Annotated in this window: 15 protein-coding genes and 1 CRISPR repeat array; of the genes, 12 read left to right on the forward strand and 3 right to left on the reverse strand. The window is 72.4% G+C overall.

The annotated features are described in order from the left end of the window. Positions 1 to 105 precede the first annotated feature (105 nt). Positions 106 to 1,231: a CRISPR direct-repeat array (repeat unit 28 nt; unit sequence GTGGTCCCCGCGCGTGCGGGGTTGTTCC). 760 nt (positions 1,232 to 1,991) lie between these two features. The 5 genes from DTB53_RS36850 (at position 1,992) to DTB53_RS14740 (ending at position 5,589) form a co-directional block, all read left to right on the forward strand. Further along, positions 1,992 to 2,156: a hypothetical protein gene (locus DTB53_RS36850; protein WP_003967683.1), complete on the forward strand. Its 165-nt coding sequence runs from the start codon at positions 1,992 to 1,994 to the stop codon at positions 2,154 to 2,156. A 10-nt stretch (positions 2,157 to 2,166) separates the two neighbouring features. Continuing rightward, positions 2,167 to 2,460 carry a Dabb family protein gene (locus DTB53_RS14725; protein ID WP_003967684.1) on the forward strand — a complete coding sequence of 98 codons (294 nt, stop codon included), beginning with the start codon at positions 2,167 to 2,169 and terminating at the stop codon, positions 2,458 to 2,460. Positions 2,461 to 2,659: 199 nt separating this feature from the next. Next, positions 2,660 to 3,538 (forward strand): RNA polymerase sigma factor SigF, encoded by an 879-nt coding sequence (locus DTB53_RS14730; RefSeq protein WP_003967685.1) that lies wholly within the window; start codon positions 2,660 to 2,662, stop codon positions 3,536 to 3,538. 234 nt (positions 3,539 to 3,772) lie between these two features. Next, positions 3,773 to 4,639 carry an RNA polymerase sigma factor SigF gene (locus DTB53_RS14735; protein WP_003967686.1) on the forward strand — a complete coding sequence of 289 codons (867 nt, stop codon included), beginning with the start codon at positions 3,773 to 3,775 and terminating at the stop codon, positions 4,637 to 4,639. An 83-nt stretch (positions 4,640 to 4,722) separates the two neighbouring features. Further along, positions 4,723 to 5,589 carry a hypothetical protein gene (locus DTB53_RS14740; protein WP_012379976.1) on the forward strand — a complete coding sequence of 289 codons (867 nt, stop codon included), beginning with the start codon at positions 4,723 to 4,725 and terminating at the stop codon, positions 5,587 to 5,589. A 357-nt stretch (positions 5,590 to 5,946) separates the two neighbouring features. Here DTB53_RS14740 and DTB53_RS14745 read toward each other — a convergent pair whose 3' ends face one another. Further along, positions 5,947 to 6,162 (reverse strand): hypothetical protein, encoded by a 216-nt coding sequence (locus DTB53_RS14745; protein WP_003967688.1) that lies wholly within the window; start codon positions 6,160 to 6,162, stop codon positions 5,947 to 5,949. Between the two features lie 224 nt (positions 6,163 to 6,386). Here DTB53_RS14745 and DTB53_RS14750 point away from each other — a divergent pair, with 224 nt between their 5' ends. The 5 genes from DTB53_RS14750 to DTB53_RS14770 all read left to right on the forward strand — a co-directional run bounded on the left by DTB53_RS14750 (position 6,387) and on the right by DTB53_RS14770 (position 12,317). Continuing rightward, complete coding sequence (locus DTB53_RS14750; RefSeq protein ID WP_012379978.1) at positions 6,387 to 6,899, forward strand: MarR family winged helix-turn-helix transcriptional regulator; 513 nt, start codon at positions 6,387 to 6,389, stop codon at positions 6,897 to 6,899. Between the two features lie 127 nt (positions 6,900 to 7,026). After that, positions 7,027 to 9,507, forward strand: coding sequence for an MFS transporter (locus DTB53_RS14755; protein WP_459565346.1), 2,481 nt, complete (start codon positions 7,027 to 7,029; stop codon positions 9,505 to 9,507). 249 nt (positions 9,508 to 9,756) lie between these two features. After that, positions 9,757 to 10,572: a YceI family protein gene (locus tag DTB53_RS14760; RefSeq protein WP_012379979.1), complete on the forward strand. Its 816-nt coding sequence runs from the start codon at positions 9,757 to 9,759 to the stop codon at positions 10,570 to 10,572. A 58-nt stretch (positions 10,573 to 10,630) separates the two neighbouring features. Further along, a complete protein-coding gene (locus tag DTB53_RS14765) occupies positions 10,631 to 11,101 on the forward strand; it encodes a PPOX class F420-dependent oxidoreductase (protein ID WP_003967693.1) in 471 nt (156 codons plus the stop codon). Between the two features lie 232 nt (positions 11,102 to 11,333). Then, positions 11,334 to 12,317, forward strand: a complete 984-nt coding sequence (locus DTB53_RS14770; protein WP_012379980.1) for an NAD(P)-dependent oxidoreductase — start codon at positions 11,334 to 11,336, stop codon at positions 12,315 to 12,317. 208 nt (positions 12,318 to 12,525) lie between these two features. Here the strand turns inward: DTB53_RS14770 and DTB53_RS14775 are convergent, their stop codons facing one another. Together DTB53_RS14775 and DTB53_RS14780 are read right to left on the reverse strand one after the other, a co-directional pair. Further along, positions 12,526 to 13,413 carry a TetR/AcrR family transcriptional regulator C-terminal domain-containing protein gene (locus DTB53_RS14775; protein ID WP_172595260.1) on the reverse strand — a complete coding sequence of 296 codons (888 nt, stop codon included), beginning with the start codon at positions 13,411 to 13,413 and terminating at the stop codon, positions 12,526 to 12,528. A gap of 112 nt (positions 13,414 to 13,525) precedes the next feature. Beyond that, a complete protein-coding gene (locus DTB53_RS14780) occupies positions 13,526 to 15,172 on the reverse strand; it encodes an MFS transporter (RefSeq protein WP_012379982.1) in 1,647 nt (548 codons plus the stop codon). Positions 15,173 to 15,422: 250 nt separating this feature from the next. On the opposite strand from DTB53_RS14780, the gene DTB53_RS14785 reads away from it, so the two are divergent. Beyond that, a complete protein-coding gene (locus tag DTB53_RS14785) occupies positions 15,423 to 16,310 on the forward strand; it encodes an endonuclease/exonuclease/phosphatase family protein (protein ID WP_012379983.1) in 888 nt (295 codons plus the stop codon). A gap of 61 nt (positions 16,311 to 16,371) precedes the next feature. After that, positions 16,372 to 17,538 (forward strand): serine hydrolase domain-containing protein, encoded by a 1,167-nt coding sequence (locus DTB53_RS14790; RefSeq protein ID WP_012379984.1) that lies wholly within the window; start codon positions 16,372 to 16,374, stop codon positions 17,536 to 17,538. Positions 17,539 to 17,558: the final 20 nt, after the last annotated feature.

Here is a 17,558-nt window from a genome sequence, read left to right on the forward strand (position 1 = left end):
GGGATGGACCGATGTCCGATAGAGGACACAAGGACGGATATGCCGGAATTCGGAGAAGTGAGTAAAAACAGGACTCCGTGTACATAGAACACCAGGTCAGCGAGTGTGGTCCCCGCGCGTGCGGGGTTGTTCCCACTACGCCCGCAGCCCGTACCCGATCAAGCCGGTGGTCCCCGCGCGTGCGGGGTTGTTCCCCACGCACACACGGAGGCCCGCCATGGGTGACAGTGGTCCCCGCGCGTGCGGGGTTGTTCCTCCTCGCCGGAATCCTCCTCGGCCTCTCCCAAGGTGGTCCCCGCGCGTGCGGGGTTGTTCCCACCCCCTGACCCCCGGGCTGCCCTGTCGCCCCGTGGTCCCCGCGCGTGCGGGGTTGTTCCTTCGGCGGGGGTGTTGATCGGGGGCCCGTGCATGTGGTCCCCGCGCGTGCGGGGTTGTTCCCATGCCCCAAGCGCCTATGTGCCGGGTCTACGAGTGGTCCCCGCGCGTGCGGGGTTGTTCCTCCGCGGCGCTCGTACGGCATCCACTCGGCCCGGTGGTCCCCGCGCGTGCGGGGTTGTTCCCTCGGCCTGTGTCAGGCGCCCATGTTTCTGCCAGTGGTCCCCGCGCGTGCGGGGTTGTTCCCGTCCACTCGGGCTCGACGCCTTGTTCGTCGAGGTGGTCCCCGCGCGTGCGGGGTTGTTCCCCGGCCGGACACGTACTGCCAGATCTCCGGGGAGTGGTCCCCGCGCGTGCGGGGTTGTTCCGATCATCGGCTGGACTACAGCCGCTTGGGACTGGTGGTCCCCGCGCGTGCGGGGTTGTTCCCTGGACGCTCAGCAGGGGGGACATCGGCGTGAGGTGGTCCCCGCGCGTGCGGGGTTGTTCCCAGGCCCTTGTGGGCCTCTTGTTTCGTGATCCGTGGTCCCCGCGCGTGCGGGGTTGTTCCCCTGCGGCAGATCGCGGGCTCGTGGACCGTCCCGTGGTCCCCGCGCGTGCGGGGTTGTTCCCTGGCTGATGCCTGCGTTACGCGGCCGGAGCAGGTGGTCCCCGCGCGTGCGGGGTTGTTCCCTGGCTGATGCCTGCGTTACGCGGCCGGAGCAGGTGGTCCCCGCGCGTGCGGGGTTGTTCCCTGGCTGATGCCTGCGTTACGCGGCCGGAGCAGGTGGTCCCCGCGCGTGCGGGGTTGTTCCCTTCTCCGGCGCCGACCAGGCCCGCACCGTCATGTGGTCCCCGCGCGTGCGGGGTTGTTCCCGGGGGCAGCCTGTTCCCGTACGCCGACGCGTCGTGCTCCCCGCGTGCGGGGTTGATCCCCCGAGGACGGACGCGCGGGACTTGGTGCGGCCGGTGGTCCCCGCGCATGCGGGGGTGTTCCCAGGTCCCGGCCGCAGTAGTCCTCGACGAGCCCGTGGTCCCCGCGCGTGCGGGGTTGTTCTGCCGCAGACGGTCAGGCCCGTGTGCGTGCTCTCCGTCTCCTCAGGTGCGAGGTCGCTCTCTGGTCGGGCGGCTCCCGCTCTCCCGCTGGACGCCCAGGGGGCTCACGGCGGGAAGCCTGCGCCGGTCGTCGCCCTGCCTTCGATCGCGGTCGCCGCCGCCCGTCGCGCTGCGGTCGGCGTACGGCGGAACGGCAGAGCGCCCGGCCGCCGTACAGAGAAGGTACGGCGGCCGGGCGCTCCGGTTCACGGTTCAGGTCGGGGGAAGCGGCATCGGGGGGACAAGCCGCTTCCCCCGGTGAGAACAGGGCCTGCTGGTCCTCCGCCGCGGTCAGGGGGGATCGCGCGGCGGTGACCCCACAGAGAGGCCCTGTTCCGGGCCCTCCGGGTCCTGCCTGGTCCCGTTGGGCTCGCTCTCCATCCTGCCGGGCGGCGGGAGCCGTGTGGTCGGGCGAAAGGCCTCGATGGTGGGGACGTAGGTCCCTAAAAGACGCATCAGTGATCGAAAACGGCCACCGGATGCGCCCATCCGTGCGGATACAATCGCCCGATCGCACACGGGGTCGACGGGGAGGCAGGATTGTGGCCAAGGCAAAGACGATCATCATCTACATAGTGGTGGTCTTCGTGCTGTACACGATCATCATGTCTCCGCAGCGGGCCGCCGAGCTGGTCCAGGTAGGGTTCGAAGGCATTTCCACCGCCGCGCAGAGCGTCGGTGACTTCATGTCAGAGCTGGTGAAGTAGGAGTAGTGCGATGATCCGCCACCTGGTCCTTTTCAAGCTGAACGAGGGCGTCGAGCGGGACGATCCGCGGGTCGTCGCCGGGGACCGGGCGTTCCGGGAGCTGGAGGGGCAGGTTCCGGAGCTGGAGTTCTGGGAGTGCGCCTGGAACATCACCGACCGGCCGATCGCGTACGACTACGCCATCAACTCCGCCGTCGCCGATGAGGACGCGCTCAAGCGCTACATCGAGCACCCGGCCCACCAGGCCGCCGCCGGCCAGTGGCGGGAATTCGCCACTTGGGTGATCGCCGACTACCCCTTCTGACCACCCCCCGGCGCCGGCTCGTCCCGGTCCCGGCAACCCCTCGCCCGCCGGGTGGGGGGTTTCTTTTGTTCTGTTTAAACCCTTATGAACTCAACACGGCACTATGAGGTGCTTGCACACAGTGGACATGTCTTGTGATGCTATGACCGCTTTTGACGGATGAGTTGACCGTAGTTGACCGCAAAGGGGTGGCGTCACCGTGCCGGCCAGTACAGCGCCTCAAGTGCCTCCCCAGACCGTCCAGACCGTTCAGGCCGTCCGGGCCGAGGAGATCCAGACCGAGACCCCGGACCCCTCCGCGCGGCCCGCCAGAACCCGCGGCGCCGACACCAGGGCGCTCACCCAGGTCCTCTTCGGCCAGCTCAAGGGCCTGGAGCCGGGCACTCCGGAGCACCGCCGGGTCCGGACCGCCCTCATCGAGGCGAACCTCCCCCTCGTGCGGTACGCCGCGGCGCGGTTCCGCAGCCGCAACGAACCGATGGAGGACGTCGTCCAGGTCGGCACGATCGGTCTGATCAACGCCATCGACCGGTTCGACCCGGACCGCGGGGTCCAGTTCCCCACGTTCGCGATGCCCACCGTCGTCGGCGAGATCAAGCGGTACTTCCGTGACAACGTGCGCACCGTCCACGTCCCCCGCCGGCTGCACGAGCTGTGGGTCCAGGTCACCGGCGCCACCGAGGACCTGACGACCGCCCACGGCCGGTCCCCGACCACCGCCGAGATCGCCGAGCGGCTGAAGATCTCCGAGGACGAGGTGCTCGCCTGCATCGAGGCGGGGCGTTCGTACCACGCCACCTCCCTGGAGGCGGCCCAGGAGGGCGACGGGCTGCCGGGGCTGCTCGACCGGCTCGGTTACGAGGACCCCGCACTCGCCGGCGTCGAGCACCGCGACCTCGTACGCCACCTCCTCGTCCAGCTCCCCGAGCGCGAGCAGCGGATTCTTCTGCTGCGCTACTACAGCAACTTGACCCAGTCTCAGATCAGCGCCGAGCTGGGCGTCTCCCAGATGCATGTGTCAAGGCTTCTCGCCAGAAGTTTCGCCCGGCTGAGATCCGCAAACAGGATCGAGGCGTAGTCGGAACGGGTAGACCGTCCAGAGAGCAGTTCTGACGGCATAAAAGACCTACACCCCCTGTTTCCAGGGCGGATTCGGCGCTGACTTGTCGACATGTCACTACAGCGTGTTGCCGACATGTGACATTCTGCTCGAAGCGCGTTTGCCGCAGCCCCGCCTCCGGTATTCAGGTGGAGGCTGCGTTCCTCCGATGGTCGCGGTCACCGCGACCGTCCGCGACCTCAAGGGGGTGGCATGTCCGAAGAACAGGGCAGCTCGAAGGTGCTCACGCTCACGAAGAGCGTGCCGGCACCCGCCGTGCTCACCAGCTCGCCGGAAGCCATCGACACCCGCACGCTGTCCCGCTCCCTGTTCCTGCGGCTCGCCGCGCTCGGCCCCGCTTCGGGCCCCGAGGGAACGGACAGTCCGGAGCGGACCTATGTGCGGGACACGCTGATCGAACTGAACCTCCCGCTGGTGCGGTACGCCGCGGCGCGGTTCCGCAGCCGCAACGAACCGATGGAGGACATCGTCCAGGTCGGCACGATCGGCCTGATCAAGGCGATCGACCGGTTCGACTGCGAACGCGGCGTCGAGTTCCCGACCTTCGCGATGCCCACCGTCGTCGGCGAGATCAAACGCTTCTTCCGCGACACCTCCTGGTCCGTGCGGGTCCCCCGACGCCTCCAGGAGCTGCGGCTCGCCCTGACCAAGACCAGCGACGAGCTCGCGCAGAAGCTCGACCGCTCGCCGACCGTGCCGGAGCTGGCCCGGGCGCTCGGGGTCTCCGAGGAGGACGTGGTCGACGGTCTCGCCGTCGGCAACGCCTACACGGCCTCCTCCCTGGACTCCCCCTCCCCCGAGGACGACGGCGGCGAGGGCTCCCTCGCCGACCGCCTCGGGTACGAGGACGCGGCGCTGGAGGGCGTCGAGTACCGCGAGTCGCTCAAGCCGCTGCTGGCCAAGCTCGCCCCGCGCGAGCGCCAGATCATCATGCTGCGGTTCTTCGCGAACATGACGCAGTCGCAGATCGGCGAGGAGGTCGGCATCTCCCAGATGCACGTGTCCCGGCTGCTGACCCGCACACTCGCGCAGCTCAGGGAAGGGCTCATCGCGGACTGAGCCCGCCCGTCGGAGTCCGGCCGGACTCCGACGGTCCCCGCACCGGGGTTCTTATTTGACGGACCGTCAGCCACACTGGCGCGATGCGACGTCAGACATTCGGCTCGACCGGCCGCCGGGGCACCGCCATCGCCGCCTCGGCGGCCGCGCTGTGTCTGGGCGGCGGCCTCCTGACCGCCTGCGGAAGCGGACCGGGCGACGACGGATACGTGGCCGTGGGCGCCGCCGCCGACGGGGACCGGCCGTCGAACGGCGACGGAAAGCCCTCGGGCAAGGTGACCCTGGTCCCGCTGGACGCGAACGGCCCCGAGGGCGGCAGGAGCGGTGAACGCGGCCCCGGCGGTCGCGGGGCCGACGGTCCCTCGTCCGCGCCCTCCTCCCCGGGTACGAGCGAGCCCGGGCGCGCCCAGGACGGTCCCGGCGGGGCGGGCACCCGGACGCCGGGCGGCCAGGGGGGCGGTTCGCCCCGCGGGCCGGGTGCGAAGCCCTCGGGCCCGGCCGATCCCTCGAAGCCGTCGAAGCCGGGCGGCGGGCCCGGCACGCCTTCCCCTCCGGGCGACGGCGAACCCGGCACCGGCAACCCCGGCAACCCCGGGGGCCCCGGCAGCCCCGGAAATCCGGAACCTCCCGCTCCGCCCGCGACCCCGGCCGCGCTGACGTTGAGCACACCGCAGCGCGAGGCGGCGGACAAGCGGTGGTGCGAGAAGGTGACCGTCGAGTTCCACAACACCGGCGGCTCCCCGGCGCGCTCGGGGACCGTCACCTTCGCCACCCACATCATCGGCGCCCTGGGCGTCGACTGGGCGACCATCACCTCGTCGCAGCCCCTGCCCGCGCCCATCCGCGCGGGCGCGGCACGCTCGGAGACGTACACCGTCTGTGTGGATTCCTGGCGGGTCCCGCTGGGGATGCGCGTCGAGACACGCGACGTCACGGCCGTGTGGAAGTGAGCTGACCGGCCGACCGGAGGCGGGGAGCCCGTCACGCGCGAAGGCCGCCCGGGGCGGAGCGGCGGCCGATCGCGCGGCTCCGCCTTCCGTCTCCCGTGCGGCCGGATCGAGCGGTCGTACCCGTTCCGCGGTCCTACCCGTGCCGGCGGTCGTACCCGTTCCGCCCGCCGTACGTGGCGTTGTGGTCGCCGCGGGCGCGCACGCGTAGGTTCCGCCGCACGCGTTGCCTCGCCGCCGTACGCGCAGCACGCGTCGCGGCGCCGCCCGACGCGGTCGCACCCGCCCGACCCGTCGTACGTGGAGAACGCGTCGTACAGGGCGCGCACGCGCCGCCCCGGGCGGCACTACGAGCGCTGGTCAGCCCAGGGCGAGCCAGGCCACCGCGCCGAGGACGACGACGACCGCGATCACCGCCGCGATCACCCCGACCTTCGGCCCGGAAGAGGTCGCCGCCGGCTGCTGCCGGCGCTGCGGCTCGCCCTCGTCGACGAAGGCGCGGAACATCTGCGTGCTGCCCGCCGGGTCAGGGGTGCCCTCGGGGCCCGGCTGAGGGGCGTGGGGGTTGTGTGCCATGGGGCAGGACCCTAGCGAACTCGGGCCCACCACCCAACCCCCGGGCCACCTCGCACCCCGTCCGACCTGCGTCGCCGCAGCCGGGGAACGGGCTTGACCCGGACCCTACGGAGGCTTTTGCGTTCCTTTACTTCTGCAAGGCCGTTTTCGTTTGCCTGTAGCAACCAACGGCTTCTATCGTTGCCCTAAGCAACAACATGGTCGTGAGTGTGCTGGGGGTTCCCGTGGCCGCACGGAGTAGTTACGAGGAACTGGCCCGGCAGCTCAGCGCCGTCGGGGCCGTCAAGAGAGGGCTGGCCCGGGCACTGCCCCACGAATGTCCCGCGGGATCCGCCGCCGTACTGACCCTCCTGGACCGGCACGGCGAGATGCGGATCAGCCGGCTCGCCGAGCTGCTGTCCGTGGACATGTCGGTGACCAGTCGCCACGTGGCCCATGTGGCCGATCGCGGCTGGATCGAACGGTCTCCGGACCCGACCGACAAGCGGTCCCGCATCCTGCGGCTGACCCCCGGCGGGCACGAGCAGCTCGACGAACTGACCCGGCGGACCACCGAGGTGTTCGGCCACAACCTCCAGGACTGGACCGACGACGACGTCGGCCGGCTCGTCGCGCTGCTGTCCCGGCTGCGCGACAGCTTCGCCTGTCGCGGCTCCGGCGGTTGCACCCCCGGAAGCCACAGCGGCGAGTGCAGGACCCGCCTCGGCGACGAGGCTCACACCCGTACACCTGTGTAACAGAAGCAAATTCGCACGGATAAGGAACTCAATGGCTACGACCACACCCACCGGTGTGCGGGGCGGCCACGCCAAGCACGGAGGGCACGGTGGCGCCGGCGCCACCGGCGCCTCCGACGGCACGCCGATGACACACCGGCAGATCATGGAAGCACTGACCGGGCTGCTGCTCGGCATGTTCGTCGCGATCCTGTCGTCGACGGTCGTCTCCAACGCCCTGCCCGAGATCATCTCCGACCTCGGCGGCGGCCAGAGCGCCTACACCTGGGTCGTGACGGCCTCGCTGCTGGCCATGACCGCCACCACCCCGCTCTGGGGCAAGCTCTCCGACCTCTTCAGCAAGAAGCTGCTGGTCCAGATAGCCCTGATCATCTACGTCCTGGGCTCGGTCGTCGCCGGTCTGTCGACCAGCAGCGGCATGCTCATCGCCTGCCGCGTCGTCCAGGGCATCGGCGTCGGCGGCCTCTCCGCCCTCGCCCAGATCGTCATGGCCGCGATGATCGCCCCGCGCGAGCGCGGACGCTACAGCGGTTACCTGGGCGCGGTCTTCGCCGTCGCCACCGTCGGCGGTCCGCTGCTCGGCGGCGTCATCACCGACACCAGCTGGATGGGCTGGCGCTGGTGCTTCTACGTGGGTGTGCCGTTCGCGATCATCGCGCTGATCGTGCTCCAGAAGACCCTGAAGCTCCCCGTCGTCAAGCGCGAGGGCGTCAAGGTCGACTGGACCGGCGCGTTCTTCATCAGCGCCGCCGTCTCCCTGCTGCTGGTCTGGGTGACCTTCGCGGGTGACAAGTACGACTGGCTGTCGTGGCAGACGTACGTGATGGTCGCGGGCTCGGTCCTGCTCGGCCTGATCTTCGTCTTCACCGAGTCGCGGGCCAAGGAACCCATCATCCCGCTGCGCCTCTTCCGCAACCGCACCATCACGCTGGCCTCGATCGCCTCGCTGTTCGTCGGCATCGCGATGTTCGCGGGCACCGTCTTCTTCAGCCAGTACTTCCAGTTGGCGCGCGGCAAGTCGCCGACGATGTCCGGCGTCATGACCATCCCGATGATCGCGGGCCTCTTCCTCTCCTCGACCGTCTCCGGCCAGATCATCACCAAGACCGGGCGCTGGAAGGCGTGGCTGGTCACCGGTGGCTTCCTGGTCACGGCCGGGCTCGGCATGCTCGGCACGATCCGGTACGACACCGCGTACTGGCACGTCGCGGTCTACATGTTCGTCATGGGTCTCGGCATCGGCATGATGATGCAGAACCTGGTCCTCGCCACCCAGAACCAGGTCGCTCCCGAGGACCTCGGTTCCGCGAGCTCGGTCGTCACCTTCTTCCGTTCCCTCGGCGGTGCGATCGGCGTCTCGGCGCTCGGCGCGGTCCTGGGCAACCGGGTCACCCACTACGTCAAGGACGGCCTCGCCGACCTCGGCCCGGAGGGTGCGGCGTTCGGCCACGGCGGCACCGGCGGCGGGGGCATCCCCGACCTGGACAAGCTGCCCGAGCCGCTGCGCCTGGTCATGGAGGCCGCGTACGGGCACGGCGTCGCCGACGTCTTCCTGTACGCCGCTCCGGCCGCGCTCGTCGCCTTCATCGTGACGATCTTCATCAAGGAGGTGGCGTTGAAGAGCAGCGTGGCGAACGACGCCGCCGCGGACGCTCCCACCGGCCCCTCCGCCGACGCCCCGTCCGCCGTGGAGACGGCCGAGGTCCCCGTGCCCGCCGCCGTCGGCGCCGCCGGGCTCGCCTCCGAGGGCGCGGCCGGGGTCACGACGGTCGACACGGCCGAGGCCCCCGCGCCCACCCCCGCCACCGGGTCCGCCCCGTACGGCACCGGCGACCCCGCCCAGGGCACCCCGGTGCACGGTGTAGTGCGCGGTGCGGAGGGCGCTCCGGTCGCCCGCGCCGCCGTCACCCTGATCTCGCTGGGCGGCCGGCAGCTCGGCCGCTCCGTGGCCCGGCCCGACGGCGGCTACACCCTGGACGCCCCCGGCTCCGGCAGCTACGTGCTGATCGCCTCCGCCGACGGCTTCCAGCCGCAGGCGTCCACGGTGGTCGTCGGTGAGGAGCCGCTCGCCTTCGACATCCTGCTCTCCGGTACGAGCGGACTGGCCGGAACGGTCAAGGCCGCCGAGTCCGGCGCACCCGTCGACGGCGCGATGGTCGTCGTGACCGACGTCCGGGGCGACGTGCTGGCCACCGGCGCGTCCGGCCCGTCCGGTGAGTTCGCCTTCGGCGAGCTGATCCCGGGCTCCGTGACCGTCGCGGTCAACGCGGCCGGTTTCCGTCCGCTGGCGCTGCCCGTGGAGATCGGCGGCCAGGGCGTCACCCGCGTCGAAGCCGCGCTGCGGTCCGGTGCGCTGGTCCGGGGCGTCGTGCGGGCCGGGTCCGCCCGGAGCCCGCTGACCGACGCGCGGGTCACGCTGATCGACGCGGCGGGCAACGTGGTCGCCACCGCGACGACCGGCGAGGACGGGGCGTACGCCTTCACCGACCTGGACGCGGGCGAGTACGCGGTCATCGCGACCGGCTACCCGCCGGTGGCCGGATCGCTGACCGTGAGCGGCCCGGGAGTCGACGGGCACGACATCGAACTCGTTCACCCCGGTGAGTGATTGATCCCCGCGGCACCGGCGCGCGTGCACCTATAGGGATGCGCGCCGGCACGTGAAGGGATCGCGAAGACCCCTGGTCGGACGGCACTTTCAGCGGAGAGGCTGTCACGACCGGGTGGAAATGGGCCCCGGTGGCGGGTACGGCGAGCAGGGGACGGCCTGCCGTGACCGCCCCGGGGCCCGACTCATGTGGCCCCGGGTTCCTTCGGGCCGGCCCCGGGTCATCGAGCTAGAAGAGAGAGATACGGGATGGGACTTCGCGCACAGGTACGGACACGGGACGGCTGGGCGGTCCAGCACGCCGTCGTCACCGTCACCGACATGACCGGCGCCCAGGTGCTGCGCGCCGCGGCCGACGAGGACGGGGCCGTCCGCACGGACGGTTCCCTGGCGGCCGGCGCGTACACGGTGATCGTCACGGCGGTCGGGTACGCGCCCGCCGCCTCCACCGCCCTCGTCACCGCGAGCGGTCGGATCGAGGGCGGCCAGATCGTGCTGGCCCGCCAGGGCGGGGTGGAGCTGCCGCCGCCCGGCGTCTGGTCGCTGGACCCCGCGCACTCCTCGGTCGGCGCGGTCGCCCAGCACCTCGGGATCTCCAGCGTGCACGGACGCTTCACCGACTTCGGCGGCCGGATCGAGATCGCCGAGGACGTCTCCCGCTCCCGGGTCGACGCGGTGATCAGGGCGGCCGGCATCGACACCGGCAACGAGATGCGGGACAAGCACCTGCGCTCACCGGACTTCCTGGACGTGGACCGGTACCCGGAGATCGCCTACCGCTCCACCGGCCTGGACCCGGCGGGCCCCGACCGCTGGACCGTCCACGGCGAGCTGACCATGCACGGTGTCTCGCGCCCCGTCGACCTGGACCTCAGCTACCTCGGCACCGGGCCCGACCCGTGGGGCGGGGTGCGCGCGGCCTTCCACGCCACCGCCGAACTGCGCCGCGCCGACTTCGCGATGAACTACAACCAGGTCGTGCAGGCGGGCATCTCCGCGATCGGCACGACCCTGCGCGTGGAGCTGGACATCCAGGCGGTCCAGGGCGAGGCGCTGCCCGGCTAGGCCCTGTCGTCGGGGCGCTTCCCCGGGCCGGGCCCGGGCCGGTCGTAGGGTGGTGGGCATGGCACCGAACATCGCGACCAACACCGCCGTGGAGCTCGACGAGTTGCTGGCGTTCGTACGCCCCCGGCACCGGGCGGTCCTGCTCACCGTCCGGGCCGACGGCCGCCCCCAGGGATCCCCGCTGACCTGCGGCGTGGACGACGCGGGGCGGATCGTCATGTCGACGTACCCCGAGCGCGCCAAGACCCGCAACGCGCGGCGCGACGAGCGGGTCAGCGTGATCGTCCTGTCGGACGAGTGGGACGGGCCGTGGGTGCAGGTCGACGGTTCGGCGGAGGTCATCGACGCCCCGGACTCGGTCGAGCCGCTCGTCGAGTACTTCCGGAACATCTCGGGCGAGCACCCGGACTGGGACGAGTACCGGGCCGCGATGGTGAAGCAGGGCAAGTCGATCATCCGGGTCACCCCGGAGCGCTGGGGCCCCGTCGCCACCGGAGGCTTCCCGGCCCACCTGGCCCCGGGGAGCTGACCGCGCGATGACCGGAGAAGCCGGAAGGGCCCGTGAGGCCTCAGCGGCCGGTGGGGCCTCAGGGGCTGGTGGGGACTCAGGGGCCGGTGGGACCTCAGGGGCTGGTGGGGCCAGTGGGGTGGCAGGGGCCGACAGGGCAACAGGCACCGCGGGCGGCGGGGAGAGCGGGAACGCCGCCTCCGTTCCGCCGATAGCCGTCCCCGGGCAGCCCCACTCCCTCCTCGGGTGCGGGATGCCCGTCCCGACCCCACTGCCCTCGCCCGACGCCCTCGCGAAGGCCCGGCTGCTGGTCGCGCCCTCACTCGACGGCGGTCTGGTACGGGACCTGGAGCGGATCACCGGGCGGGACGCGGCGCCCCTGGAGTCGGTCCCGCCGCCCTCGGACGCGCCCCTCCTGTGCGTGGGCGAGACCCTGCCCGACGCGCTGCGGACGAACCGGCTGCTCTGGTTCCACAGCGTCAACGCGGGGACCGACCCGCTGTTCGCCGGAGGGCCCTGGCCCGGATCAGCGCTCCTGACCCGGACCGTGGGCCGGATGGGCGAGCGGATCGCCCAGTACGTCCTGGCCTGGATGCTCGCCGAGTGCCAGTCCGTACCGGAGTTCACCGCCCTGCACGACCGCGCGCACTGGGAGCGTCTCCCCTCGGAGCTGGTCGTCGGGCAGACCGCGGTGATCTACGGGACCGGGCGCATCGGAGCTGCCGTCGGGCGGCTGCTGGGCGCCTGCGGGGTGCGCACGGTGGGCGTCGCCCGCACCACACGGTTCGGGCCCGCTCCGGGCACCGCCCGGGTGGTGCCCGGCTTCGACCGCGTGATCGGGGCCGCCGAGGACGGCGAAGCGCTGGGCGGGGCGCGCTGGGTGATCTCCACGCTGCCGCTGACCGGGGCCACGGAGGGCTTCTTCGGGGCCGCCCGGTTCGCCGCGGTGCGCGGGGCGACGTTCGTCAACGTCGGGCGCGGCGCGACCGTGTACATGGGGGCGCTGGAGGCCGGGCTGCGTGACGGCCGGGTACGGCGGGCGGTGCTGGACGTCCTGCCGCGGGAACCGGCCGCGCCCGGCGACCCGGTGTGGCGGCTGCCCCGTACGGTCATCACCGCGCACTCCTCGGGGATCACCACCGACGAGGACGTCTCCGCCGACTTCAGCGCCTGCTGGGAGGCCGTGACGGCGGGCCGACGGCCCGAGCTGACCGTGGACCCGGGGCGCGGGTACTGACACCGGTGCGCGACCGACGAACGCCCGGTACCGCGATGCGGGGGCCCGGGAGCGGGATCAGGGGCCCCGGGCCCGGTAGCCGAGGCCCGAGCCGCCCCGGGTACGCGGCTCCGGGCTCGGTACCGCGAGCCCGGGACCCCGGATACCCGGTCCTGGGCCCGGCTCAGGTACGCGGAACACGGTGCCGGGGCGTCGCCCGGAGAAGCGGCTACCGGGTCGCCGAGCCCGACCGGTCGCGGACCGCCTCGATGCCCGCGATCAGCAGGTCCAGCGCGAACACGAAGTCCCGTTCGCGCATCTCCTCGACCGTGTCGCCGCCCCGGGCCGCCATCAGGTCGTCCGACGCCTCGGTGATCTGCCGCAGGTGCGGCTGCGCCCGGATCGTGGTCATCGCCTGCCGGTGGTACTCGTCCTGGGTCAGCCCCGTCGCGTCGCACCGCGCCTTGAAATGGCCCTCGACGGTGCCGAATCCGTACACGAACTGGAAGACCGCCGAGAGCGCCCCCGTCTGCCGTTCGAGCGGCAGCCCGGTGGCCCGGACGATGTCCTGGACGGCGTACGAGAACAGCATCGAGTTCGGGCCGATGTTGAGGAACGTCCCGGCCAGCGGGGAGATCCAGATGTGGCGGACGAGGAGCTCGCGGTAGCTGCGGGCCAGGTCCCGCAGCCGGTCCTGCCACGCGGCGTCCTCGCGGGGCGGGGCGATCTCCGCGTAGACCGAGTCGAGCGCCAGTTCCAGCAGGTCGTCCTTGGTGTCGACGTACCAGTAGAGGGACATCGCGGTGACGTCCAGCTCGGCTGCGAGCCGGCGCATCGAGAACTTGGCGAGGCCGTCGGCGTCCAGCAGCCGCACCGAGGCCTCGGTGATCCGGTTGCGGTCCAGGCCCGCCGGGGACTCGGACCTGCGCGAGCGCGAGGGGGCCCGGTGGTCCAGCCATACGCTGGTCCGCGCGGCGTTGTTCGCCGGGCCCGAGCCGGAGTCCGCGGACCCGTGCCCGGTCCCGGCCCCGGTCGCGTCCGCGGACTCCGGCTCGGGCCCGGTCCCGGGCTCCCGGTCGGACCCGCGGTCGGCCTCGCCGTCGGACTCGGACACCATGGCGCACTCTCCTCGTCTCGCGCGGGCCTGCCGGAAGGGCGGGACCGAGCCGTCCTGCCGGAAGGACGGCCCACCGGACGCTGACGGTCCGGTACGCGCGTCCGGTCCGATGCTATGCCGCCGGTCCCGTCGAGTCTGCCCGGTCCCCGGGCTTCGCGCCCCCGGCCTGCGCGGCCCCGGCCACCGGCGGCTCCGCGGCCTCACCGTGCGGTGCCTCCACCGCATCGGCCCGCGGCGTCTTCGCGGCGCCGGCCGGCGGCGTCTCTGCCCGCTCGGCGCGGCGCAGCAGCAGCGCGGCGAGCAGACCGCCCGCCAGCACCGCGACCGCGCCGACCAGTTGGCTGACCTCCAGACCCGAGGCGAAGGCGTCCTTGATCTGCTCCCGGGCCGCGGGGCCGTCGGCGGCGGCCAGGGCCGCGGGCAGCGAGGCGGCGCCGACGGCGGCCGGCACGAGGGCGGCGAAGCGGGCGTTCAGCACCGCGCCGAGCACCGCCACGCCCAGTCCGTTGCCGAACTCCGCGAGCATGCCGTTGACCCCCGCACCCACTCCGGCCTTCTCCGGCGGGATCGCGCTCATGATGGCGTTGGCCATCGCGGGCATGGCGAGGGCGACGCCCGCACCCATCACGACCAGGCCGAACAGCATGCCGCCGTACCCGCCGTCGCCCCCGCCGAGCACCGCGATCGCCGCGAGACCGGCGGCCAGGCAGCTCATCCCCGCCGCGATGACGACGGGCGTGCCGAACTTCAGCACCGCGCGCGCCCCGAGGCCCGTGAGATTGAGGACGACCACGGTCAGCGCCATCGGCGCCGTCCGCAGGCCGGCCTCCAACGGCTCGTAGCCGAGGACGAACTGCAGGTGCTGGGTGAGCAGGAAGAGGGACCCGGTCATCCCGAAGGCGACCAGGATGGCCCCCGCCACCGCACCGACGAACTTCTGGTTGCGGAAGAAGTGCATGTCGAGCATCGGGTGCGGAACGTGGAGCTCCCACAGCACGAACCCGGCCAGCACCGCGACCCCGACGAACGCCGTGAGCAGCACCTGGCCGGACGTCCAGCCGTGCTCGGGCCCCGAGATGATCGCGAAGACGACGGCGGTCATGCCGATCGTGGAGAGCAGCGCGCCCAGCAGGTCCGGCCGCTCCCCCCGGCCGCTCCTCGACTCCGGTACGAGCCGGACGACGGCGACCAGGGCGATCAGGGCGACCGGGATGTTGATGAGGAAGATCGCGCCCCACCAGAAGTGGTCGAGGACGAACCCGCCGAACAGCGGGCCGGCCGCGAAGCCGAGGGAGGAGACGGTCGACCAGATGCCGATCGCCTTGACGCGCTCGGTGTCGTCGAAGATCTGGACCACGACGGCGAGCGTGGTGGTGAGCAGCAGCGCGCCGCCGACTCCCATGCCGGCCCGGGCCGCGATGAGCTGGGCCGAGGACTGGGAGAGCCCGGCCACGAGCGAGCCGACGCCGAACAGGCCGAGGCCCACCAGCAGCATCTTCTTGCGCCCGTAGCGGTCGGCGGAGCTGCCGGCGGTGAGCAGCAGCCCCGCCTGGACGAGGGAGTAGGCGTTGATCATCCACTGGATGTCGGCCGTGGAGGCGTCCAGCTCCGCGGTGAGGGAGGGGATCGCGACGTTGAGGACGGTGTTGTCGAGCAGCACCGTGAGCTGGGCCAGGCAGATGACGCCGAGGATCAGCCAGCGTTGCGGATGCCGCCCCTGGGGGGCGAGGTCGGGTCGCTGTGCGGCGGGCGCCGTCATGCGGGCTCCTTGGGCTCCGGTGTCCGGTGCGGTGGCAGCTCGCTCCGGAAGGGCCGCGCAGCACGGGAAGTCCGGGACTGTACGGCGTATGGCAGGATGTGACTTACACCGTAAGGCAGCCCTGTACAACGTACAAGTCCATTCCGTGCCCCCGGACCCGTCGCGCCGGTGGGTCCCCCGGGGCGGCCGAGCGGTACGGTTCTCGACGCTGACCTGACAAAGAGCGCGATTCTCGGCCGGTTGGAGAGCCATGCCCCTGCGTCGCCGCACCTCCCGTCTCCCTCGACTCCTCCTCACCGCGGCCCTCTTCGGCGCGCTCGTCGCGCCGCCCGCCGCAGCGGCCACCACGGACCGCTCCCCTTCCGGCCGGGACGTGCCGCTGCGGGTCGCCACGTACAACATCCATGCCGGGGCGGGCGTGGACGGCGTCTTCGACCTGGACCGGCAGACGGCGGAACTCCGCGCCCTGCGCGCCGATGTGATCGGCCTTCAGGAGGTGGACCGGCACTGGGGGGACCGCAGCGAGTGGCGGGATCTCGCGGGAGAGCTCGCGCGGCGACTGCGCCTGCACGTCTCGTTCGCCCCGATCTACAGCCTGGACCCGGCCCGGCCCGGCGACCCCCGGAAGGAGTACGGGGTGGCCGTGCTGTCGCGGTACCGGATCGTGAGCGCCGAGAACCACGAGATCACCCGGCTCTCCACCCAGGACCCCAACCCGGCCCCCGCTCCCGCGCCGGGCTTCGGCGAGGTCGTCGTACGGGTGCGAGGACTTCCCGTGCACGTGTACACGACCCACCTCGACTACCGCCCGGACCCCGCCGTCCGCGTCGCCCAGGTCGCCGACACCCGGCGGATCATGGCCGAGGACCGGGGCCCGAAGATCCTGCTCGGCGACTTCAACGCGGAGCCCGCCGCCCCCGAACTGGCCCCGCTGTGGCGGGAGCTGGCGGACGCCGACCCGGGCGCGCCGACCTTCCCGGCGCAGGACCCGGTCAAGCGGATCGACTTCGTGGCCGTGTCGAGGGGCGGACCGGGCACCGGGATCACCGTGCGGAAGGCATGGGTTCCCGAGAGCGTCGCCTCCGACCACCGCCCGGTGGTGGCGGACCTGTCGGTGCGGGGAGGAAGGGACCGATGAGTCCCGGGCGGGCCGGGAGTCATCCGTCCCGGCACACGCGGTCATCGACGAAGGACGGCCCATGACCACCACCACGCCCCTGCTCGACCTGCTGGACGCCCACATCGCCGAGGGGTCGATGCCGGGCGCGGTGGCCCTGGTCGCCCGGGACGGGAGGACCGAAGTGGCGACGGCCGGTACGGCCGGCCTCGCCGGATCCGCGCCGATGCGGCGGGACTCGGTCTTCCGCATCGCCTCGGTCACCAAGCCGATCGTGGCGGCGGCCGCCATGACGCTCGTCGAGGACGGCCTGATCGCCCCCGCCGACCCGGTCGCGGCATGGCTGCCCGAGCTGTCCGCGCCCCTGGTCGTACGGACCCCGCGGAGCCCGGTCGACGACGTGGTGCCGGCCCTCCGCCCGATCACGCTGCTGGACCTGCTGACGTTCCGGGCCGGCTACGGCATCCCGTCCGACTTCTCGCTCCCGGCCGCGGCCCCGCTGCTCGGCGAGCTCAGGCAGGCCCCGCCGCCGCCGGGGGCCGTCCTCGCGCCGGACGCCTGGATGGCCGCGCTGTCCCGGGTCCCGCTGCTGCACCAGCCGGGCGACGGCTGGCTCTACAACACGTGCTCCGACATCCTCGGCGTCCTCGTCTCCCGGGTCGCCGGCCGCCCGCTGCCCGCGTACCTGGCGGAGCGGCTGTTCGAGCCCCTCGGCATGAACGACACCGGGTTCGCCGTGGAGCCGGCCGCGCTGGACCGGTTCACCAGCTGCTACCGGCCCGGGGCGGACAGCGGAAGCGAACCGGTGCTGGTCGACGCCCCGGACGGGCGGTGGAGCAGCCCGCCCGCCTTCCCGTCCGGGGCGGGCGGGCTGGTCTCGACCGTCGACGACCTGGCCGCCTTCGGGCGGATGCTGCTCGCCGAGGGCCTCGACGACGCCGGTGACCGGGTGCTCGCGGGCGAGTCCGTCCGCCAGATGATCACCGACCACCTCACCCCGGAGCAGCGCGCCGCGAGCGGGCTGTTCACGGAGGGGCAGGGCTGGGGGTTCGGCGGGTCGGTGGACGTCGAGATCACGGCCCCCTGGAACGTGCTCGGCCGCTACGGCTGGGTCGGCGGCACCGGCACCACGGCCCACGTCATCCCGGCCACCGGCACGGTCGCCGTGCTCCTCACCCAGATGAAGATGACCGGGCCCACCGCGCCCGGGGTGATGCGGGACTTCTGGACCTACGCGGCCGGGTTCTGAGCCCTTGCGCCGACCCCGGC

The organism is Streptomyces griseus, assembly GCF_900460065.1.
Lineage (GTDB): Bacteria > Actinomycetota > Actinomycetes > Streptomycetales > Streptomycetaceae > Streptomyces > Streptomyces griseus.

Excerpts from the sequence above, each read along its gene's own strand:
- DTB53_RS14785 (WP_012379983.1), top strand. The coding sequence starts at position 15,423 with ATGCCCCTGCGTCGCCGCACCTCCCGTCTCCCTCGACTCCTCCTCACC.
- DTB53_RS14745 (WP_003967688.1), bottom strand. The coding sequence starts at position 6,162 with ATGGCACACAACCCCCACGCCCCTCAGCCGGGCCCCGAGGGCACCCCT.
- DTB53_RS14765 (WP_003967693.1), top strand. The coding sequence starts at position 10,631 with ATGGCACCGAACATCGCGACCAACACCGCCGTGGAGCTCGACGAGTTG.
- DTB53_RS14790 (WP_012379984.1), top strand. The coding sequence starts at position 16,372 with ATGACCACCACCACGCCCCTGCTCGACCTGCTGGACGCCCACATCGCC.
- DTB53_RS14775 (WP_172595260.1), bottom strand. The coding sequence starts at position 13,413 with ATGGTGTCCGAGTCCGACGGCGAGGCCGACCGCGGGTCCGACCGGGAG.
- DTB53_RS14735 (WP_003967686.1), top strand. The coding sequence starts at position 3,773 with ATGTCCGAAGAACAGGGCAGCTCGAAGGTGCTCACGCTCACGAAGAGC.
- DTB53_RS14725 (WP_003967684.1), top strand. The coding sequence starts at position 2,167 with ATGATCCGCCACCTGGTCCTTTTCAAGCTGAACGAGGGCGTCGAGCGG.
- DTB53_RS14760 (WP_012379979.1), top strand. The coding sequence starts at position 9,757 with ATGGGACTTCGCGCACAGGTACGGACACGGGACGGCTGGGCGGTCCAG.
- DTB53_RS14780 (WP_012379982.1), bottom strand. The coding sequence starts at position 15,172 with ATGACGGCGCCCGCCGCACAGCGACCCGACCTCGCCCCCCAGGGGCGG.
- DTB53_RS14740 (WP_012379976.1), top strand. The coding sequence starts at position 4,723 with ATGCGACGTCAGACATTCGGCTCGACCGGCCGCCGGGGCACCGCCATC.
- DTB53_RS14755 (WP_459565346.1), top strand. The coding sequence starts at position 7,027 with ATGACACACCGGCAGATCATGGAAGCACTGACCGGGCTGCTGCTCGGC.
- DTB53_RS14770 (WP_012379980.1), top strand. The coding sequence starts at position 11,334 with ATGCCCGTCCCGACCCCACTGCCCTCGCCCGACGCCCTCGCGAAGGCC.